A 17,578-nucleotide genomic window follows, 5' to 3' on the forward strand; every position below is an offset into this window, starting at 1 on the left:
ACTATGTGAGCATTTTGACCACAAACTCTCAGAAACCCTCACGGACCCAGGTTGCGGCGCGGTGAAACGCTCACCCCGCGCGGCAGGGCCCGCGGGGTTCATCCAGCTGTGTCAGACGTCGGCCAGAACGGGCCCGACCTCACGGACGAAGGGGCTTCACGTGACCAAGACTTCCCTGCCGATCGCCATGCTGCTGGCGGCCAGCCTGCTGGGCGGCGCGGCCCATGCGCAGAGCGCGGCGTCGCCTTACTTCGCCAAGATCGACGTGCGCCGGGACGGCCGCGTCTCGAGCAAGACCATTGCGGGCGTGGTGTTCGACGACGCCAACCGTAACGGCCGCCTCGACGCGGGTGAGCAAGGCGTGGCGGGGGTCAAGGTCTCCAACAGCCTGGACGTCGTGGTGACCGACAAGGCGGGCCGCTACGCCCTGCCCGTGCGTCCCGACATGGCGGTGTTCGTGATCCAGCCCAGCGGCTGGCGCGTGCCGACCGACGCGCGCTGGGTTCCGCAGTTTGCCTACCAGCACAAGCCGAAGGGCTCGCCCAAGGCGCTGCGCTATGGCGGCCTGCCGCCGACCGGCCCCCTGCCCGTTTCAATCAACTTTCCGATCATTCCCACAGAAACCGGTCAAAACTTCGAATGCGCCGTGCTGGGCGATGTCCAGCCGGCGTCGAACATCGAGGTCGGCTATGTCCGCGACTCCCTGGTGCGCGAGCTGGTCAATGCTCCGAAGAAGCCGGCCTGCCTCTTGGCCCTGGGCGACATCGTCAGCGACGACCTGAACCTGCTGCCGCGCACGGCCGAGGTGATGGGCGTGCTGGGCATCCCGCAGTGGTGGGTGCAGGGCAATCACGACTACGACCACGACGCCGATCACGACATCGACAGCTCCGACACCTGGCGGCGGTCGTACGGCCCCAACAACTACGCGTTCGAGATGGGAGAGGCGCTGTTCATCGTGCTGGACAACGTCTCGTTCCCCTGCGGCGAGGATCCGGACGAGGCGCGCGAGCGGCCGTTCTGCAAGCAGTACTGGAAGACCTATAACGGCCGCCTGCTGCCCGACCAGATGACCTTCATCGCCAATGTGCTGAAGGCGACCGATCCCAAGAAGCTGGTGGTGTTCGCCGCCCACATCCCGTTCGCCGGCTTCGACAACGCCGAGTCCCAGCCGCACCAGACCGACAACATGGACAAGCTCTATGCCCTGGTGAAGGGCCGCCCGGCCCTGTCGCTGACCGGCCACAGCCACACGCTGGAGAACCTGGCGGCCGGCGACTCGATGGGCGGCTGGAAGGACACCATCGGCGTCACGACCATCCCCTTCCGCCACCTGGTGGCCGGCGCGGTGGCCGGCGATTGGTGGGGCGGCGACTATGATATCGACGGCACGCCGATGAGCATCCAGGGCGACGGCTCGCCGCGCGGCTATGTCGACTTCGCGGTTACCGGGACCGACTATACCCTGGACTACCGCGCCAGTGGCCTGCCGCGCGATCGGGCCATGTGGCTGTCGGTCAGCACCCCGCGTTTCCGCGATTGGGCCGACAAGATCTTCGCCTGGCGCGACGCCCCTGAGGATAAGCGTGACCCCGTCCCGCCGCTCAGCGTCCAGGACCTGCCGGACGTGAAGCTGCTCTCGCCCGCTGACCTCCAGGGCAGCTGGCTGACCGCCGACGTCTGGATGGGCGACTCGACGACCAAGGTCATGGTCGCCGTCGACGGCGGCGCGCCGGTCCCGATGACCCGCACCCAGGAGATGAAGGGCGAGCGCGTCCTGAGCGGCTCGGCCTATTCGGACCCCTTCGCCCTGCAGCGCCAGCTGACCATGGCCCGCACGGCGATCCAGAGCCGTTCGGGCGATCCGGAGACGCAGGGCTACGTCCAGGGTCGCCAGAAGCGCCTGCCGCCGATGCCGCCCCAGCCGCGTGGCTCGCGCGCCGACCACTCGCCGCACATCTGGCGCTACGACCTGCCCAAGGACCTGGCCGAGGGCATGCACACGGCGGTCGTGACGGTCACTCGTGACCAGGGCGAACCGGCCCGTGACACCCTGGTGTTCGAGGTCCGCAACGCTCCCCTGAAGCCAACCTTCGACTTCCAACACTGGGACAAGTTCAAAAACCAGTAGCCAAGACGCTGATTTCAACCGACCGGGGTGGTGGGCCTTGATTGTCACAAATCATCGCTACCACCCTGGTCTTATGACCTTGGCCACCCAACAGCGGGCGATCTGGCTGGCGCGCAACGCGCTGCCGCACGAGCCGGCCTTGCGCGCGTGGCTGGCCCGTCGCCCCCTGGCCGGGCTGGAGGTCGACGACATCGTCCAGGAGACCTACGCGATCCTCGCGGCCCTGGAGAGCGTCGACCACATCCTCAACGGCCGCACCTACATGTTCGAGGTCGCCAAGTCGGTGGTGCTGCGGTCCCTGCGCCGCAGCCGCATCGTCGCCTTCGAGGCCCTGGCCGAGGCCGAGGGCCTGGAGCCGCCCAGCGACGAGCCCTCGCCCGAGACGGTGGCCGCCGACCGCCAGGAACTGACCCGCATCGCCGCCCTGATCGCGGGTCTGCCGGCCAAGTGCCGCGAGGCGTTCACCCTGCGCAAGGTGCACGGCCTGTCGCAGCGCGAGGTCGCCCGCCGCATGGGCGTTTCCGAGAACACGGTCGAGAAGCACGTCGGAAAAGGCATCGGCGTGCTGATGAATGCATTGGGACGTGGCGGAAACGGACGCTTCCAGGCATCTAGGACCCGTACCGACCAGGACCAGAGTGAAGTTGAGCACGATCCGAGAGAGCAGCGCCGATATTGACGCCGCCGCGGCCGCCTGGGCCGCGCGCGTCGATCGGGGGCCGCTGTCGGATCAGGACCAGGCCGCCCTCGAGGCCTGGGCGGCGCAGGATCCGCGCCGCGCGGGCGCCTATGCCAAGGCCCTGGCCGTCAGCGCCCACCTGGACCGCGCCGCCGGCCTGGGCGCCGACTTCGCGCCCGCTTCGCACCCCGCCGCCAAGGCCGCTGACCGCCGCCGGCTGCTGGCCACTGGCGGGCTGCTGGCCGCCGCCTCGGTCGTGGGCGCGGTCGGCTATGGCGCGCTCAGCCTCAAGGGCCGGGTGACCACCGCCAAGGGCGATATCCGCCGCGCGCCGCTCGAGGACGGCTCGGCCGTGACGCTGAACACCGACACCACGATCCGCTCGGCCTTCGACGGCAAGATGCGACGGGTCGACCTGCTGCGCGGCGAGGCCCTGTTCGATGTGGCCAAGGACCCGGCCCGCCCGTTCGTCGTGGTGGCAGGCGATGTCCGCGTACGGGCCGTGGGCACCAGCTTCACGGTCCGCACCCATGCCGACGGCCAGGTCGGCGTGATCGTCCGCGAAGGTGTGGTCGAGGTCTGGCGCGGGGCCGAAGGCAAGCCGGTGCGCCTGGCCGCCGAGCACGCCGTGCAGGTGGCCAGCGCCGGCGCCCTGACGCCCACGACCGTCGGTTCCGCCGCCGTCGACCGGGCCATGGCGTGGCGGCAGGGCCAGATCGACCTGGACGGCCTGACCCTGGGCCAGGCCGCCGACGAGTTCGCCCGTTACTCCGACCGCCGCATCGTCATCGACGATCCCACGGTGGCCAAGCTGAAGATGACCGGCCTGTTCTCGGCCAGCGACCCTGACGGCTTCGCCAAGGCCGCGGCGCTGAGCCTGGGGCTGACCGCTTCACCGCGGGCGGACGGCGTCCTTCTGACCCGAGGCTGAAACTTTTTTCGAGGGCGGCATGGCGGGAGTTTCGACATCGAGGCTCCACCCCGATGAGGCCGGCGCGGGACCGGCGACTTTCGGGGCGATCACATGATGCGGAAGACAACCCTGGCCAGCGGCGCGGCCGCCGCCCTGGCCCTCCTGGCCTGCGCCATGCCGGCAGCGGCCCAGCAGCGCGCGTTCGACGTGCCCGCCCAGGGCGCGGCCTCGGCCATCTCGGCCTTCGCCCGGCAGGCCGGCCTGCAGGTCGTGGCTCCGGCCGACGGCCTGGAAGGCGTCCGCACTCAAGCGCTGAAGGGCCCGATGGACGCCCGCGCCGCCCTGCGCAAGCTGATCGAAGGGACGGGCCTGGAGATCGTCTCCGACAGCAACGGCGTCATCGTCCTGCGCCGCGTCGCGACCCCGGCTAGCGCCCCCGTCGAGGCCGAGCCGACCGCCCTGGACACCATCATCGTCACCGCCCAGAAGCGCGAGGAAGCCGCCCAGGGCGTGCCGATCTCGCTGACCGCCTTTTCCGGCCGCGCGGTCGAGACCTATCGCCTGGAAAGCCTGCGCGACATCTCGCGCCTGACGCCGGGCCTGCTGGTCTCGGCGTTCAGCCAGTCCAGCCCGACCATCGCCGTGCGCGGCGCGACCAACACCTTCACCCAGATCGGCGCCAACAAGCCGGTGGCCGTGGTGATCGACGACCTGTTCATCCCTCGCAACAGCGCCGCGACCTTCGAGCTCTACGGCCTGAATTCGGTGCAGGTGCTGAAAGGCCCGCAAGGCACCCTGTTCGGCCGCAACGTCACCGGCGGCGCCATCGTGCTGGACACCGGCAAGCCGGCCTATGGCGACACCTCGGGTTCGGTGCGGATCGGCGGCGGCAATTATGATCTCAAGCAGTTCGACGGCCGCGTCGATATCCCGGTCGGCGAGACCATGGCCCTGCGCCTGGCCGGCTCGCTGAAGCAGCATGACGGCTACGGCAAGGACCGCCTGACCGGCCGCGAGCAGGACGACCTGGACAGCAAGAGCCTGCGCGCCCAGGCCCGGCTGCAGGCCAGCGACGACGTCGAGGTGCTGCTGGGCGCCGACTACAGCGAGGACCACAACGGCGGCCGCACCCTGTCGTCAAAGGCCACCGGTTCGGACGGCGATCGCCGCACCTCGGAACTCGGCTACGTCCAGGGCTTCGCGCGCAACCAGTGGGGCGCTTCGAGCAGGATCTACTGGAACGCCCCAGTCGGCCAGGTCACCGCCATCACCGGCTATCGCTGGTCGCAGTCGGGCGAGGACTATTCAGGCACCGGCGCCAGCTACCGCTTTCTGACCGGCACCAACACCCAGAGCGTCAATCGCGACGTCGACGACGTCGGCCTGTTCTCGCAGGAGGTCCGCTGGGCCAGCCCGAAATGGTCGCGCGGCGACCTGGTGGCTGGCGTCTATTTCGCCGACGAGGACGCCAAGCGCCAGCTGCGCACGCGCGGCCTGGCCGCCGTCACGGGCGTGGCCTCGTCGGACGTGCTGACCGACCAGGCGGTGAAGACCAAGAGCTACGCCGCCTTCGTCGACGGCACGCTGCACCTGCCGGCCGCCTTCGACCTGACCCTGGGTGCGCGCTACACCCACGATGAGAAGACAGCCTCGCTGGTGCGCACCGACTTCATCCGCCCGGCCACCGGCAGCTTCACCGCCCGCGACCTCAAGGCCGACTGGAGCGAGGTCACGCCGCGCGCCGTCCTGTCGTGGACGCCGCGCGAGGACTTCAAGGTCTATGGCAGCGTCACGCGCGGCTACACCGCCGGCGGCTTCAACACCGACGCGGCCGTGATCACCGCCCTGGCCCAGCCTTTCGATCCCGAGACCGTCACCAACTACGAGCTGGGCGTGAAGTCCCAGTGGCTGGCCGACACCCTGCGGATCAACGCCTCGGTCTTCCACATGGACTACAAGGACAAGCAGGAGCTGTTCTTCAACAACGTCACCCGGGTGCTGACCATCACCAACGCCGGCCAGGCCACGGTCGAAGGCGCCGAGGTCGAGGTGGCGTGGCGTCCGCTGCCCTGGCTAAACCTCAGCGCCAACTACGGCCTGCTGGACACCGTCTACGACGACTTCGTCATTCCGGGCGGGGCGGTGAACACCGGCAACCCGCTGGGCTCATCGCCGCGCAATAAGGGCTCGGTGGCCGCCGACGTGCGCTTCCCGCTGAACGGCAAGGGCTACGTCACCGGGTCGGTCAGCTGGGCCTATACCGACAGCTACTACACCGGCGCGACCAAGGACCCGAACCTGCACATCGACAGCTACGCCCTGACCAACCTGTCGCTGGGTTATGAGAGCCAGGACGGCCGCTGGATGCTGACCGCCTGGGCCAAGAACCTGGGCGATGTCGACTTCCTGCTGACCCCGTCCACCCAAGGCGTGCTGGCCGAATATCTGGGCGAGCCGCGCACGGTCGGCGTCATGCTGTCGGCCAAGTTCTGATGGCGGCGGTCGTGACCCGGCGGGGGCTGCTGCTCGGCGCCGCGGCGCTGGGCGCGGCCGCTCCGCTTCCTACCGACGAGGATGTCGTCGGCCAGCCGCTGCGCCCCTGGCGGCGCGGCGGCCTGGACATCCACCACATCAGCACCGGCAAGGGCGACTCGACGCTGATCATCGGGCCGGACGGCTCCAGCCTGATGATCGACGCCGGCGCCTCGACCACGCCGACGCCGGCCAGCCTGGATGCTCGTCCGAGCGCCGACCGCCGTCCCGGCGAGTGGATCGGTCGTTACGCCCGCCGGCATCTGGCCGCGACCGGCGAGCCCAAGCTGGACGCCGTCCTGGTCAGCCATCTGCACCCCGACCACATCGACGGCCTCTACGACGTCGCCAAGGCGCTGCCGATCGGCAAGCTGGTCGACCGCGCCTGGCCCGACTACGCCTATCCCAAGCCCTCGGACGCACCGTTCCTGAAGGCCTATGTCGCTTTCGTCCGTGAACGGATCCAGGCTGGCGGCAAGGTCGAGCGGTTCCGGGTTGGGGCCGCCGACCAGCTCGCCCTGCCCGGCGCCGAGATCCGCAACCTGGCGGCCAATGGCGAAGTCTGGACCGGGCGTGGGACCGAGACCCGCCGCCTCTTCCCGGCCATCGACACGCTGGCCAAGGACGACGTCCCCGACGAGAACGCCTGCTCGGCCGCCATCCGCCTGCGATACGGCGCGTTCGGCTATTTCGCGGCCGGCGACCTGACCAGCAACAGCTTCGACGGGACCCTGCCCTGGCGCGACGTCGAGACGCCCGCCGCTCAAGCCGCCGGCCCCGTAGACGTCGCCGTCGCCGCCCACCACGGCATGTTCGACGCCACCGGCGCGGACGTGGTGCGGGCGCTGAAACCCCGCGCCTGGATCATTCCCGCCTGGCACGTCGCCCACCCCAGCAGCGACGTGCTGGAACGGATGCTGAGCCAGCGGCTGTACCCCGGCCCGCGCGAGGTCTTCGCCACCGGGCTCTCGCCCGCCAATGAGATGGCCCACAAGTGGCTGACCGACCGCCTGGCAGCGCGCGAAGGCCACATCGTGGTTCGCGTCGCGCCCGGCGGCGGCAGCTACCGGATCGTCGTCACCGACAACAAAGACGAGACCGACATGGTGCGCTCGATATCAGGTCCCCTTACGGCCTGACGCCACGCAGCTGAAGCTGGCCGCCGCGTCGGGCGAGCCCTTGCCGTCCCACTGGGCGACCTTGGGATAGGCGCACAGCGGACGGGTGCGCACGGCCTTGGCCGGCATGCCCAGCAGGTCGGCGTAGTCGTTGTCCTTCTTGGACGCGATCACCCGGTCCGGCGCCGCGCCGCCCTCGACCCAGGCGTCCAGCGTCGCCAGCATGTCGAAGCTGTTGGGACCCGGCCCGCCGAAGCAGTGCGACATGCCCGGCACCATGAACAGGCGCGAGAAGCTGTCGGCGGACGTCACGCCCATCTTGCCGCGCACGGCGTCGTAGTACTGGATCGTCGCCAGCGGGGTGATGGCCGCGTCCGACCAGCCGTGGAACAGGATCAGCTTGCCGCCCCGCGCCTTGAAGGCCGAGAGGTCGGGATTGTCCGAGGCCACGGTCGGGGCGATCGCCTTGGCGGCCTTCAGGTCCTTGTCCAGGTTCAGCTGGGCCAACTGCCAGCCGGTGTTGGAATAGACGAAGTTGGCGAAGAACGAGCGCGCGAACGACGGATGCTGGGCCTTCTCGCCGCTGATCCACAACGGCCAGGCGCCGGGCGTGGCTTCGCCGCCGGCCGGATAGCCGGGCAGGATCGACTTGCCCTTCCCGTCGCGTGGCCCTTGGTACAGCTTGCGCAGGCCCGCGACCTGGGCCGGGGTCAGGCACTCCTTCGTCTGGCCATCCTTGCACTGGACCACGACGGGATCGAAGCGGCAGCGGCGGGGATCCTCGATCACGCCGTCGGCGATACCGTCCAGCTTGTCGCACTGGGCCAGGGCGGCCTTCTGGATGACCGGCAGCAAGGTGTCGGGGATGCGGCTCTCGGGGACCTCATGCACGGCCTTCCACGACCAGGCGAAGCTGCCCATCAGGCGGGTCCAGGCATTGGCCGGCGCGCCGGCGACGATCCCGTCGAAGTCGTTCGGGTAGCGCTGCGCCTCCATCAGCGCCTCGCGGCCGCCGTCCGAGCAACCGGTGAAATAGGCTCGGCGCGGACCCTTGCCGTAGTGGGCGGCGATCAGGGCCTTGGCGAAGACGGCGGTCTCGTGGTTGGCGCGATGGCCCCAGTCGACGATCTTCTCAGGCTGGTTCAGCGCCCATTCGGCCGAGCCGCCAGCGCCGTCCTCGGTATGGCCCATGTCGGTGCCGGCCACGGCGTAGCCAGCCTTGACCGCCGGGCGCATGGCCAGGCGCGGTCCGCCCAGCGTGCCGCCATAGCCGCCATTGCCGGTGGCCATGAACTTGCCGTTCCAGGCTGCTTCCACCGGCAACCAGACCTCGACCTTGATCGACGAAGCCGGGGTCGGCGACAGGGTGGCGTTGACCCGGCAATAGGCGGCCGAGGTCGGCAGCGGCGGGATGCCGAACACCTCGATCTCCTGCGACGCGCCGATCGCCATTGCCTTAACGGCGGTGATCTTGGCGCCGTGGATCTGGACCTTGGCCAGGTCGTCGCAGGGCGTGGCGGCGTGGGCCTGGCCGGCCAGGGCCAGCGATCCCAGAACGGCCAGGGGAGCGGCCAGATAAGCGGCGCGGGTCATTGGATCACCGTCTCTTGGAGCGAAAGCTTGGTGGGGGCGACCGGCGCGTCGGCCGAGCGGGCGGCGATCTCGGCCACCATCTTCTCGTGCGACGCGCGGGTGATGGGATAGAGGGCGATCAGGCCCGCCGAGGCGACGCCGCCGACCAGCGGGATCCAGAACATCATCGCCTTGATGCCGGCCAGGGTCTCGGGGCTCTGGGTCGCATTGGGGGCATAGCCGACATGGGTCAGGGCGATGCCGAGGAACCCCGCGCCCAGGCCCAGGGCCGCCTTCTGCCCCAGCACGACCAAGCCAAAGACCAGCGACTCGGTGCGCACGCCGGTGCGCCATTCGCCGTACTCGACGGTGTCGGGCAGCATGCCCCAGAAGCAGACGACGTAGGACGCCAGCCCCATGGCCTGCAGCGCCACGGCGGCGAACAGCAGCGTGACGCCGTGGCCATCGGCCAGGTGCCACATCACCAGGCCCGCCAGGCCCGGCACCGCGCCGATCAGCCAGGCCGCGCGCTTGCCGGCCAGCCGCACCACGACCGCGAAGGCCGGCACGCAGATCGCCGCCGTCAGGGCGCCGATGGCCAGGGCCGCGCTGCCCAGCTTGGCGTCGCCGACCACGTACTTGAAATAGTAGAGCAGGTTCTTGGAGAACATGGTCCCCGAGAAGGCGCTTAAGACCACCGCCCCCAGCACCAGCATCAGGGCGCGGTTGGCGGCCAGGCTGCGCAGCACGTCGCGCAGCGGGCGCGGCGGCAGGGCCTCCTCGTCGGCGACATCCAGACCGCGCGCGGCCCAGGCGGTGGCCAGCAGGCACAGGGCGGCGATGACGCCGTAGACCGCCGCCAGGATCAGCCAGCCCCGGCGCGGCGCTTCGGGCGTCGACAGGGCCTGGGCCACCGGCAGGGTCAGGGCGGCGACGGCGATAGCGGCCAGGGTGCCGAACACCATCCGCACGCCGGCCATGTCGCCCCGCTGGGTGCTGTCGCGGGTGATGCGGGCGAACAGCGCCGCATAGGGGATCGAGACCACGGCGTAGAGGGTGCGGAACAGCAGGTGGGTCACCGCCGCGAAGACGATCGCCCCCGCGCCCGGCCAGACCGGTCCGGCGAACACCGCCACGAACCCGAGCGCCAGCGGCGCTCCACCGAGAAGCAAGTAAGGCCGATAACGACCCATGCGGGTGCGGGTGCGATCGACCAGCACGCCCAGGATCGGATCCAGCGCCGCGTCCCAGATCAGGGCCGCCATGTAGATGAAGCCGGCGGTCGCCGCCGGCAGGTCCAGCACGTCCGTATAGAAGAACAGCAGGTACAGCCCGGCCGTCTGCCAATACAGGTTGAAGCCGAAATCGCCCATGCCGATGGCCGCCTTTCGGACAGCCGTCAGCCTCGGGACATCACTCCCCGCAACGCTTGGAATTCCCAACTCCGCCTCCCCGTTCGGGGCTGGACCAACCGGCGCGCCCCGTTTATTCACCACTTGTATAACGAAATCACAATGCCCCCGGGGGAGCGGAATGTCAAAGCCGTCGATCGATGTTCTTGGAAGCCGTTTCGTGGACGCCCACGGACGTCACGCTATCCTGCGCGGGGTCAATCTGGGAGGCGATTGCAAGGTGCCCTGGCCCGACGGCGGCACCGACCGGCCCAGTGACTTTTCCGACCATCGGACGGTCAGTTTCGTGGGTCGGCCCTTCCCGCTGGAAGAAGCCGACACGCACCTGGCGCGTATCGCCCGCTGGGGCTTCAACACCCTGCGCCTGCTGACCACCTGGGAGGCCGTCGAGCACGCCGGTCCTGGCCAATACGACGAGGACTACCTCGACTACTTCACCGCCATCGTGGAGCGCGCCCAGGCCCATGGCCTGTTCGTCTTCGTCGACTTCCACCAGGACGTCTGGAGCCGGATGAGCGGCGGCGACGGCGCGCCCGGCTGGGTGTTCGAGGCCCTAGGCCTGGACTTCACCAAGTTCGACGCCGCCGACGCCGCCCACGTCATGCAGCACCGCTATGACTACACGAGCGAGGAACGGCGGCAGGAAGACCGCTATCCGATGATGAGCTGGGCCAGCAACTACCGCCTGGCCGCCAACGGCATCGCCTGGAGCGCCTTCTTCGCCGGCGAGATCCTCACGCCGGACTGGACGATCGAGGGCCGCAACGTCCAGCGCTTCCTGCAGGACCACTATTTGGGGGCCATGGCCGCCGTGGCACGCCGCGTCGCACACCTGGACAACGTCATCGGCTTCGACACCTTCAACGAGCCGGGCTTGGGCTGGGTGGGCCTGCCGATGAGCCAGCCGCGCCTGAAGGCGACGCCCGAAGATCCCCTGCCCGTCTGGCCCGGCGCGGCCTGGACGCCGCTGGACGGCCTGCGCGCCGCGCGGGGCCGCACGGTCGAGGTGGCCAATCTGGGCTGGGGTGACGCGCGCGGCGTGCTGCGCCTGATCGACCGTCAGATCGCTAATACGGCCGGTGTCTCGATCTGGCGGGACGACGTTCCGGATCCCTTCGAGCAGGCCGGCGCCTGGCGGCTGGATCCTGATGGCGACCTGGTGCTGGACGAGGACTTCTTCCGCCTCAAGGACGGCCAGCCGATCGACCACGAGAACCAGTGCATGGGGCCGTTCTTCGCGCGGGTCGCCGAGACCGTCCGCGCCGTGCGGCCCGACTGGCTGCTGTTCGCCGAGCTCTGCCCGTATCTCGTCGGCACCGGCCGGTTCTTCCCCGACACCATGCCCGAGCGCAGCGTCAACGCCAGCCACTGGTACGACATCGACATCCTGCGCAAGAAGCGCTTCGACTCCGACCAACACGACGCGCCGCTGAAGGCCAAGTACTTCAACCAGATGGCCTATATCGCCTGGCTGGGCAGCAAGTTCGGGACCGAGGGCGCGCCGACCCTGATCGGCGAGTTCGGCATCCCCTACGACCTGAACCACGGCGAGGCCTTCGAGGCGTGGGCGCTGGGCGAGCGCGGCGAAGACGTCTGGACCGCCCACGCCCAGGCCCTGGCGCTGATGTACGACGCCCTGGACGCCCTGAAGCTGTCCTCGACCCAGTGGAACTACACCGCCAGCAACCGCAACGACCTGCGGGTGGGCGACGGCTGGAACCAGGAGGACCTGTCGATCTTCTCGCCCGACCAGGTCGATGGCGACACGCCCAACGATCCCGACGCGGGCGCTCGCGCCCTGCTGGGCTTCTGCCGTCCCTACGCGCCGCTGGCCCAGGGGGTGATCACGACGGCGCGTTACGCCGACGACCGGTTCGAACTAGAGTTGGAGGCCGATCCCACGATCGACGCCCCCACCGAAATCTACGTGCCCGAAGCTCGCTTCCCCGGCGGCGTAAGCGTCACCGCCTCGCAAGCCGCCGCTCGCTGGACCCACGATCGTGCGGCTCAAAAGGTGCTCGTCTGGGCCGCCGAGGCTGGGCCGCTGTCGATCATCGTCGAGCCCGCCTGATCAAACGAAAAAGGCCGGAGGGGAAACCCTCCGGCCAGTCGTTGCGCCTGATGGAGTAGGATCTCAGTAGCGCAGGTTCAGGGTCACGCCGTAGCGACGGAAGGCGTCCCCGGTCAGCACCTGGCTGTAGTCGCCCTTGCCGCCGAACGGGGTGGTGAACAGCGCGCTGGGGAAACGCTTGTCGGTCAGGTTCTTGCCCCACACCGCCAGCCGCCAGCGGTCGTTCTCGGCCCCGATGCCGATCGTCCCGCCCAGGATGCCGTAGCTCTTGATCGCCGTGCTGGGATCACCCGTGGCCGAGGCGTTGTAGCCGTCGCGCCAGCCATAGTCGGCCGAGGCGTTGACCTGCAGGCCATGACCGATCGAACGCTCATAGACGGCCGCCAGGCTGGTCTTCCACTTCGACACGCCGCTCAGCGACTTGCCCGAGGCGTTGAAGCCGTAGAGGCCTGGCGCGATCAGCACGCAGCCCGACGGCGTGGTGACCGGATCGCACGAGATCGGCGCGAAGCTGCCGTACTGGGCGTCGATATAGGCCGCCGAGGCGGTGACCAAGAGGCCCGGCGCCAGCACGGCGGTCAGGTCGCCCTCGATCCCCTTGGTCTTCAGCTCGCCCGCGTTGATCGTGCGGAAGGCCGGCGGAGTCAGGGTGAAGTCGACGGTCTGGGCCTGATAGTCCTCGAACTTGGTCGCGAAGGCCGCCAGGTTCAGCACCGCCAGCCCGCCCAGCAGGGTGGTCTTCACGCCCAGCTCGTAGCTGGTCGGGATCTCGGGACCAACCTCCTGGGAGGTCGTGGCGTTGCTGACGCCGGTCTGGTTGAAGCCCGGCCCCTTGTAGCCGCGCGACACCGTCGCATAGCCCATGGCGCGCTCGGCCAGCTGGTACTGGACCCCGACCTTCCACGAGACATTGGTCTCCTTGGCGGTGTCGTCGAAGGTCACCGTCGGGTTGATGCCGAAGAAGCCCGGCCGGGTGAACTGGCGGAAGTCCAGGCTGACCTTGTCCTTGGTCAGGCGCGCGCCGCCGATCAGGGCCAGCTTGTCGGTCAGCTGGTAGCTGGCCTGGCCGAAGATCGCGTAGCTCTGGGTGTCGACCAGGCTGTTGATCGTCGAGTTGATGATCGGCACGGGCGAGACGCCGAAGGTGCCGGTCTGGTCGGTCACCTGGTTGGTCTTCTGGCGGTAGTAGTAGAGGCCCGCCACGTACTCGAGCTTGCCGCCGGTCGGCGAGGCCAGGCGCAGTTCCTGGCTGACCTGGCGCAGGTCCTGGTTGGAGATGTTGTTGTTCAGGATGTTGATCGGCAGGCTGTCGGAGTCGCCGTTGCTGAAGTCGAAGTCGCGACGGCCGGCGGTGATCGAGGTCAGGGTCAGGCCGCCCGGCAGGCTCCAGCCGACCTGGGCCGCGAAGCCGTAGTTCTCGCGGTCCTTGTACTGCGGTCCGTCGATGCACAGGTCGGCGTTCTTGGGCGAGCCCTTCACCCCGCAGGCGCCCAAGGCCAGGCCCATGCCGCCGGTCGGGTTCAGCAGATAGGGCGACCAGGTGATCGACTGGTCCTGCTTGGCGTAGTCGGCGGTGATCAGCACGTCGACCGTGTCGGAGGGCCGCCACAGCAGCTTGGCCCGCGCGCCCCATTCGTCGTTGCCGTTGAACGTGCGGCCGTCCTTCTTGTTGGTCAGCACGCCATCCAGCTTGTTGACGAAGCCGCCCACCCGCAGGGCCGCCTTGTCGCCCAGCGGCAGGTTCACCGTGGCGTCGGACTTGTTGTAGCCGTCCTGGCCCAGGTTCAGATTGGCGATGGCCTCGACGCGGCCGAGCTTCGGCGCGTTGGTGGTGATGCTGACCAGGCCCGCCGAGGCGTTCTTGCCAAACAGCATGCCTTGCGGGCCGCGCAGGATCTCGACCCGGGCGACGTCATAGAAGCTGCCCAGCGCCATCTCGGGCCGGCCCAGCACCACGCCGTCCAGCACGGTCGACACCGTCGGCTCGATCGAGGTCGAGAAGGTCGAGGTGCCCACGCCGCGCACCGACACGCCGAACGAGGTGGCCTCGAAGCTGGGGACCAGCAGCTTCAACTGGTCGATATTGCCGATGTTGCGCCGCTGCAGGTCGGTCTCGCCGACCACGCTGACCGCGATGGGCACGTCCTGCAGCTTCTCCTCACGCTTCTGGGCGGTGACGACCACCTCGGTGATCATCATCGTCTCGTCAGGCTTGGTCGTTTGGGCCATCGCACTACCGGTCGCCAGGGCGCTGATCGAGGCCCCCAGCACCAGGGCTGTCTTCAAGCTTTTCATTTTTCTCCCTCCCCTTTTTTGTTTGATGTCTCAGCGCGCCTGGGCGTCTCGAAGAGCTCCCAAGGCGCGTATGCGATCGGGCGTCGCGGCCAGGGCCGCGCCGTCGTTGGTCACGGTCATCCGCTGGTCGGTCGCCGGGTCGTAGCGGGCCCAGCCCGGATCGCCGGTCTTGGCGAAAGTCGCCCACGCATCGGCCCACCGCGTGGCGACGGCCTGGTCGGCGGGCGAAGGCGGATCCTTCAGCTTGCCCAGGGTGTCGAACACGAAGCCCAGGTCGCCGGAGTGCGGCGCGCCGCGCCAATCCTTGCGCTTGGCCAGGGCGACGTAGCCGAAGCTGTAGCTCCAAACCGGTTGTCCGCCCTTGGCCGCCAGCCCCGCCAGGGCGTGGGCCGGCTCGACGAAGGTAGCGTCGCTGGGCAGGTCGTTGTTCAGCGCCGACTTGGTCCCATAGATCGCCAGCAGCTTGTCTTCGGGCAGCCCCAGCTGGGCGATGGTCTTGCCGGCGAACATCCCCTTCAGGAAACCGGGGATGATGCCCAGCTCGTCGCTGTTGGCGCCGATCAGCAGCGGGACCTTGGCCTGGCGTCCGGCCGCGAAACCCTCGACCGCCGAGCCCGTCACCAGGCGGCCATCGACCACTGGGCCGGAGAAGGTCGCCTCCTCCATGTTCAGCAAATCGAGCTTGCCCAGCAGCTTGGCGGCCGGCAGGGCGCGCAAGGCGGCCGCGTCCTTGGCCCCCGCCTTGTCGGCGAAGGCGACACCGATAGCCTCGGCCGAGACCTTGCCCGGCCGGTCAGTGGCCAGCAGCGGCCAGACGTCCCGACCGCCGCCCGACTGGGCGATGGCCTGCTGGAAGAGACCGCGCGCCTGCGGGATCAACATCATCTGGCTGACCGAGCCGCCACCGGCCGATTGGCCAAAGATCGTCACCCGCGCCGGATCCCCGCCCAGCGCCGCGATATTGGCCTTCACCCAGGCCAGGGCCGCGATCTGGTCCATGAAGGCGTAGTTGGCCTTGGGTTCGTCCGGATGCTCGGCATCGAGGGCCGGATGGGCGAAGAAGCCAAAGCGCCCCAGGCGGTAGTTGAAGGTCACCACGACCACGCCGCGCCGGGCCAGGGCCGCGCCGTCGAACACCGACTGGCTGCCCGAGCCCATCACGTAGCCGCCGCCATGGATCCAGACCATGACCGGGGCGGCTTTCGCGCTCGCCGGCGTCCAGATGTTCAGGGTCAGGCAGTCCTCGCTGACTGGCAGCTTGGTCTGGGTGTCGTCCCAGCCCACGCGATTCTGCATGCAGTCTGGTCCGAAGGCTTGCGCCTCGCGCACGCCCGTCCAGGCCTTGGCCGGTTGCGGCGGCCGCCAGCGCAGATCGCCGACAGGAGCCTGCGCATAGGGCACGCCCTTGAAGATCCGCACCCCGTCCTCGACATAGCCGCGCAAGGCCCCGCCCTGCACGCCGGCCTCAACGGGCGTCAACGGCGCCGACGGCGCGGGTGTCTGGCCTTGCGCGCCACAGGCGGTCAGGCAGGTCGCGGCGACCAGAAGCGGCGCGAGGCGTTTGGCGGTAAGGCCCATTGCGAGCATGGCGTTTCCTTCGGACTCTGTCGGCCCGTCTCAAGCGTTACGTTATGCAGTTGCATAATGAAATGTCGAGACTGATTCACCGATCGGTGAACCAATTTCCATTCCTGTGTGACTGTTGCTAGTGTCCCGCCCCTTGGGCTCAGCCACTCCGACGAAGGACGACCTCTTGAATCTGCGCGCGCGTCAGAAGGCGGCCACCCAGGCCAGCATCCTCCAGGCGGCCCTGGAGATCTTCTCCGAGCAGGGCTTCGAAGGCGCCTCGACGCGGGAGATCGCCGCCAAGGCCGGGGTGCACCACGCGCTGATCAAGTATCACTTCGACAACAAGGACGCCCTGTGGCGCTCGGCCGTGACGTTCCTGTTCCAGCGCCAGGCCGAGGAGCTGAAGCTGCCGGCCCCGGACGATCCGGCCTATCAGTCGTACCGCGACTTCGCCAAGGCGGTGATCCGCTCGGTGGTGATGTACTCGGCCCGTCATCCCGAGCACGCGCGGCTGATGGTCCAGGAGAGCGTGCGCGACAGCGAGCGTTTCCGCTGGGCCGCCGACGAATTCATCGTCGAGACCCGCAAGGCGGCCGAACGCTTCATCCTGCTGTGTCAGAGAGAGGGCATCCTGCCCAAGGTGTCGGTGGCCGCCAGCGTCTACATCTTCGTCGGCGCGGCCCAGCTGTTCTACACCTTAGCGCCGGAGGTGCGGCAGGTCTGGGGCCTGGACCCGTCCGATCCCGAGGTCATCGAACAGCACGCCGATGCGCTGGTCGCGATCATGGTTCGCTGAACCCTCTCGACTTTCGTTATGCACTTGCATAACGTGAACAGCGATAACCCATGCGGCCACGAGAGGCGAAAGCATGGGGATCGGGGAGTGTAACGATGAAGCGTATGACGACGCGCGCCGCCCTGCTGGCGACCGCCCTGTTCCTGGCCCCGCTGGCCACGGCCCAGGCGCGGCCCCAGGCTTCCGCGACCGCCGCTCCGGCCCAGCCCTACTACACGCTGGACACCAAGATCGCCGACATCTTCGCCGATCCCAAGGCCCGCGACGTGTTCGGCGAGTTCTTCCGCAAGCGCGGCGAAGCGGCCGGCCAGCCCGAGGCCTCGGCCGAGGAGCAGGCCAACATCGCCCAGGTGATCAAGAACTTCACCCCGCGCCAGCTGGCGACCTTCCCGCAGGCCAATCTGGACGAAGACGGCTTGAAGACCCTGAGCGACGCGCTGGCCAAGGTGCCGGCGCCCGCTACCCCGCCCGCGCCCGCCGCGAACTGATA

Annotated in this window: 12 protein-coding genes; 8 read left to right on the forward strand and 4 right to left on the reverse strand. The window is 68.9% G+C overall.

Annotation, left to right across the window (positions count from 1 at the left end):
• Positions 1 to 160 precede the first annotated feature (160 nt).
• From AC1RRR_RS10765 to AC1RRR_RS10785, 5 genes are all read left to right on the forward strand, one after another.
• Complete coding sequence (locus tag AC1RRR_RS10765; RefSeq protein WP_492812907.1) at positions 161 to 2,131, forward strand: calcineurin-like phosphoesterase C-terminal domain-containing protein; 1,971 nt, start codon at positions 161 to 163, stop codon at positions 2,129 to 2,131.
• Between the two features lie 73 nt (positions 2,132 to 2,204).
• A complete protein-coding gene (locus tag AC1RRR_RS10770; RefSeq protein ID WP_492812909.1) occupies positions 2,205 to 2,810 on the forward strand; it encodes an RNA polymerase sigma factor in 606 nt (201 codons plus the stop codon).
• Positions 2,776 to 3,741, forward strand: a complete 966-nt coding sequence (locus tag AC1RRR_RS10775) for a FecR family protein (protein ID WP_492812910.1) — start codon at positions 2,776 to 2,778, stop codon at positions 3,739 to 3,741. The genes AC1RRR_RS10770 and AC1RRR_RS10775 overlap by 35 nt, the downstream gene beginning before the upstream one ends.
• 93 nt (positions 3,742 to 3,834) lie before the next feature.
• On the forward strand, positions 3,835 to 6,216 hold the full coding sequence (locus AC1RRR_RS10780) for a TonB-dependent receptor (RefSeq protein WP_492812912.1): 2,382 nt from the start codon (positions 3,835 to 3,837) through the stop codon (positions 6,214 to 6,216).
• A complete protein-coding gene (locus AC1RRR_RS10785) occupies positions 6,216 to 7,394 on the forward strand; it encodes a ComEC/Rec2 family competence protein (protein WP_492812913.1) in 1,179 nt (392 codons plus the stop codon). Before AC1RRR_RS10780 ends, AC1RRR_RS10785 begins: the two co-directional genes overlap by 1 nt.
• Here the strand turns inward: AC1RRR_RS10785 and AC1RRR_RS10790 are convergent.
• Both AC1RRR_RS10790 and AC1RRR_RS10795 read right to left on the reverse strand, forming a co-directional pair.
• Positions 7,374 to 8,966, reverse strand: coding sequence for a tannase/feruloyl esterase family alpha/beta hydrolase (locus tag AC1RRR_RS10790; protein ID WP_492812915.1), 1,593 nt, complete (start codon positions 8,964 to 8,966; stop codon positions 7,374 to 7,376). The genes AC1RRR_RS10785 and AC1RRR_RS10790 overlap by 21 nt on opposite strands.
• Positions 8,963 to 10,318, reverse strand: coding sequence for an MFS transporter (locus AC1RRR_RS10795; RefSeq protein WP_492812917.1), 1,356 nt, complete (start codon positions 10,316 to 10,318; stop codon positions 8,963 to 8,965). Before AC1RRR_RS10795 ends, AC1RRR_RS10790 begins: the two co-directional genes overlap by 4 nt.
• A 259-nt stretch (positions 10,319 to 10,577) precedes the next feature.
• Here AC1RRR_RS10795 and AC1RRR_RS10800 point away from each other — a divergent pair, with 259 nt between their 5' ends.
• On the forward strand, positions 10,578 to 12,428 hold the full coding sequence (locus AC1RRR_RS10800; protein WP_492812919.1) for a cellulase family glycosylhydrolase: 1,851 nt from the start codon (positions 10,578 to 10,580) through the stop codon (positions 12,426 to 12,428).
• A gap of 63 nt (positions 12,429 to 12,491) precedes the next feature.
• Here AC1RRR_RS10800 and AC1RRR_RS10805 read toward each other — a convergent pair whose 3' ends face one another.
• Together AC1RRR_RS10805 and AC1RRR_RS10810 are read right to left on the reverse strand one after the other, a co-directional pair.
• On the reverse strand, positions 12,492 to 14,723 hold the full coding sequence (locus tag AC1RRR_RS10805; protein ID WP_492812921.1) for a TonB-dependent receptor: 2,232 nt from the start codon (positions 14,721 to 14,723) through the stop codon (positions 12,492 to 12,494).
• A gap of 30 nt (positions 14,724 to 14,753) precedes the next feature.
• Entirely contained in the window at positions 14,754 to 16,310 is a 1,557-nt protein-coding gene (locus AC1RRR_RS10810) for a carboxylesterase/lipase family protein (protein ID WP_492812923.1), read from the reverse strand.
• Positions 16,311 to 16,476: 166 nt separating this feature from the next.
• Between AC1RRR_RS10810 and AC1RRR_RS10815 the strand changes: the two genes are divergently transcribed.
• Both AC1RRR_RS10815 and AC1RRR_RS10820 read left to right on the forward strand, forming a co-directional pair.
• Positions 16,477 to 17,088: a TetR/AcrR family transcriptional regulator gene (locus AC1RRR_RS10815; protein ID WP_492812924.1), complete on the forward strand. Its 612-nt coding sequence runs from the start codon at positions 16,477 to 16,479 to the stop codon at positions 17,086 to 17,088.
• Positions 17,089 to 17,183: 95 nt separating this feature from the next.
• Positions 17,184 to 17,576, forward strand: coding sequence for a hypothetical protein (locus AC1RRR_RS10820; RefSeq protein WP_492812926.1), 393 nt, complete (start codon positions 17,184 to 17,186; stop codon positions 17,574 to 17,576).
• The last annotated feature ends 2 nt before the right edge of the window (positions 17,577 to 17,578 follow it).

The sequence above is a fragment of the Caulobacter sp. GW821-FHT12D05 genome, assembly GCF_058807295.1.

Coding starts and splice junctions, on each gene's coding strand:
- AC1RRR_RS10770 (WP_492812909.1), top strand. CDS start 2,205: ATGACCTTGGCCACCCAACAGCGGGCGATCTGGCTGGCGCGCAACGCG.
- AC1RRR_RS10780 (WP_492812912.1), top strand. CDS start 3,835: ATGATGCGGAAGACAACCCTGGCCAGCGGCGCGGCCGCCGCCCTGGCC.
- AC1RRR_RS10785 (WP_492812913.1), top strand. CDS start 6,216: ATGGCGGCGGTCGTGACCCGGCGGGGGCTGCTGCTCGGCGCCGCGGCG.
- AC1RRR_RS10790 (WP_492812915.1), bottom strand. CDS start 8,966: ATGACCCGCGCCGCTTATCTGGCCGCTCCCCTGGCCGTTCTGGGATCG.
- AC1RRR_RS10795 (WP_492812917.1), bottom strand. CDS start 10,318: ATGGGCGATTTCGGCTTCAACCTGTATTGGCAGACGGCCGGGCTGTAC.
- AC1RRR_RS10805 (WP_492812921.1), bottom strand. CDS start 14,723: ATGAAAAGCTTGAAGACAGCCCTGGTGCTGGGGGCCTCGATCAGCGCC.
- AC1RRR_RS10810 (WP_492812923.1), bottom strand. CDS start 16,310: ATGCTCGCAATGGGCCTTACCGCCAAACGCCTCGCGCCGCTTCTGGTC.
- AC1RRR_RS10820 (WP_492812926.1), top strand. CDS start 17,184: ATGAAGCGTATGACGACGCGCGCCGCCCTGCTGGCGACCGCCCTGTTC.